General features: G+C 34.5%; 1 protein-coding gene. It reads right to left on the bottom strand.

Features of this window, described 5'->3' with window-relative positions; genetic code table 11:
* Nucleotides 1-1,944: PolC-type DNA polymerase III (locus tag AB2369_RS13115; protein ID WP_367666917.1), on the bottom strand; the 1,944-nt coding region annotated here is incomplete at both ends.

Below are 1,944 nucleotides of genomic sequence, written 5' to 3'. Positions count from 1 at the left end.
CTATTATTCCCCCTGGATGCTGACCTGTAGTTCTTTTAATACCTGTACAACCTTTTGAGATTCGAAGAATTTCTGCTTTATTTGCTGTTATGCTTTTTTCCTCAAAATATTTTTTTACATAGCCGAAGGCTGTTTTTTCTGCAATGGTACCTATAGTCCCTGCCTTAAAAGTTGTACCCTTTCCAAAGATAACTTCTGTATACCTATGAGCCTTTGCCTGATATTCTCCCGAGAAGTTTAAATCTATATCTGGCTCTTTATCCCCATTAAAACCTAAGAAGGTTTCAAAAGGTATATCTATTCCATCTTTAGTTAAATTTTCTCCGCAAACTGGACATAGCTTATCAGGTAAATCAAAGCCTAATTTATAGCCATAATCTGTAAAATCTGAATGCTTACATTTTGAACACCTATAATGAGGTGGTAGAGCATTTACTTCCGTTATACCAGTCATATACGCTACAACAGATGAGCCAACGGAGCCTCTAGATCCTACAAGGTAACCATCCTCATTGGATTTCCATACCAGCTTTTGTGCGATAATGTACATTACTGAGAATCCATTCTTTATAATGGAATCTAACTCCCTATCAAGCCTTTCTTGAACAATTTCAGGTAATGGATTTCCATAGAGCTCATGAGCCTTTCCATAAGTAATATCTCGAATAGTCTGCTCACATCCCTCTATATGTGGTGTGGCCTTTTCTGATGAAATGGGACTAATTTGTTCACACATATCAGAAATCATATTAGTATTTGTAACCACAACCTCATAAGCCTTTTCCCTTCCTAGGTATGAAAATTCCTTAAGCATTTCCTCTGTAGTCTTTAAATACAAAGGAGCTTGATTGTCTGCATCTTTATATCCTTGACCTGTTTCCAATATACGTCTATATATCTCATCCTCAGGATCTAAGAAGTGAACATCTCCAGTAGCAACTACAGGTTTATTTAATTTCTCTCCAAGACGTACAATCTTTCTATTGATTTCTTTTAAGCTTTCTATATTTTCCACTTGTTCATTTCTTATTAAATAATCATTATTTCCTAAAGGCTGAATTTCTAAATAGTCGTATTCCTTTGCGATTGATTCAATTTCCTCCTCGGGTTTTCCTAAAAGTATTGATTGGTAAACTTCCCCTTCGCTACATGCACTGCCAAGAATTAATCCCTCAGAATATTTTTTATAGAGGCTCTTTAAAATACGTGGTCTCTTATAAAAATAATCTAAATGAGAATAGGATACAAGCTTATATAAATTCTTTAAGCCAATATAATTCTTTGCAAGTATTATAGCATGATAAGTTTTAAGCTTTTTATATTCCTCCTTCTTAGATTCCTCACTAGAAGCATATCTATCTATATCCTCAAGGGTTTCGGCTCCCAGTTCCTTTAGCTTTTCAAGCATAATATTAAACACCTTTACAGTGGTATCCACATCGTCTAATGCCCTATGGGCAACTTCAACCTTTATACCAAGGTTTTTAGCTATTCTTCCCAATTTATAGCTTTTAAAATCAGGAAAGACTTCTCGAGCTAAGGATAAGGTATCTATATATGTAAAGTCAAATTCATATCCCAATACCTTTGCATTATGTCTTAAAAAATTTATATCAAAATCAGCGTTATGTGCAACTAACACACTACCGTTAATAAACTCTAACATTTTAGGAAAAATCTTATCTATAGTTTCTGCATCTTTAACCATATCATCAGTTATATTGGTAACCTCCACAACCCTTTGTGGAATAGACTTTTCAGGATTTACGAATGTACTAAACTTATCCATTACCACTCCATCTTTTAGTTTCATAATTCCTATTTCAGTAATTTTTTCTGTTACTGCCGAAAAGCCTGTGGTCTCTAAATCAAGTACACAATATGTGGTATCAATGCTCTGTCCTTTAGGTTTTGTTACAGAGGGCTTTTTATCTGGTGCCAAGT

It is taken from the genome of Clostridium sp. (genome assembly GCF_040797585.1).
Taxonomy (GTDB): Bacteria; Bacillota; Clostridia; order Clostridiales; family Clostridiaceae; genus Clostridium_Z.
The sequence above is the reverse complement of the archived record's forward strand: the minus strand, read 5'-3'. Positions and strand labels throughout refer to the sequence as shown.